The sequence below is a fragment of the Mucilaginibacter sp. P4_G9 genome (assembly GCF_056400985.1).
The window spans coordinates 1-974 of the sequence record NZ_JBFUKF010000832.1 but is presented as its reverse complement, the minus strand read 5'-3'; the positions used below and the strand labels follow the sequence as shown (position 1 = coordinate 974).

Genomic DNA, 974 nt, shown 5'->3' with positions numbered 1-974 from the left:
GTACTTTCTCTTTGCTCTACCCCTTCTTTATTAAGTGCAGTATTGCGGATGTTTGATGCCGTAAAACCAGGACAGGCAGTTAATATATGTACGCCGGTTTTAAGGTTCTCGACCCTTAAAGCATCCAAAAAACCATTCACAGCAAATTTTGACGCAGAATAACCTATCCGACCGGGCAAACCTTTATAGCCTGCGATGGATGATACGCCTACAATGCTTCCTTTGGTTTTGGCAATTTCGGGCAGGGCGTATTTTGTGCAGTACACTGTTCCCCAAAAATTAACATCCATGATAGATTTGAGCACTTTCAAATCCACATCCTTAAACAGCGCCCGCATGGTTATACCTGCATTATTTATCAGTACGTCTATTTTACCAAAAGTTGTAAGGGTTTGTTTGATGAGCTGGGCGCAATCGTCCTCAATGGTTACATCACATTGTATGGCTAACGCCTTTGTTTGATATCGCCTTTCTATATCCTGTGTAATAACGCAAAGGGTAACGTACTGGCGGGCCGCCAATACAACGATGGCTCCCCGTTTAGCACATTCAATAGCTAATGATTTTCCGATGCCGGATGATGCCCCGGTAATAACTATAACTTTATCATTTAACTTCATAAGCAGAAGGGAATAGCTGCGGTAAGCCCTCCACTTTAATTTCGGGCACCTTAAATAAATATTTGGTCGCGAAGATAATCATCGCACCATAAAATTCCTTAAGGTAACTCCAGCTAAATTTCACACTACCTTTACTGTTGAAGTTAATGATATATGTTTTGGGGAAATAGTAGTTTTTAAACCCGGCAAGCCTTATACGATAGCTCAGGTCGATATCATAACCATAAGTACGAAAGCGTTCATCAAACAGCCCGGTTTGATTAATAGCTTCTTTACGCATCAGCATAAAAGCGCCATTCACCACATCAGTTTCTGATGTTTGAAATTCCTCTACCCAATCCTTATGTTGTACAT

General features: G+C 41.1%; 2 protein-coding genes. Both read right to left on the bottom strand.

The window, feature by feature from the left end; all coding sequences use genetic code 11:
* Positions 1 to 620 (bottom strand): SDR family oxidoreductase (locus AC1DPZ_RS27985; RefSeq protein WP_477409696.1); only part of this gene is annotated, 620 nt, incomplete at its 3' end.
* Positions 607 to 974: hypothetical protein (locus AC1DPZ_RS27980; RefSeq protein WP_477409694.1), on the bottom strand; the 368-nt coding region annotated here is incomplete at its 5' end. The genes AC1DPZ_RS27980 and AC1DPZ_RS27985, both read right to left, overlap by 14 nt.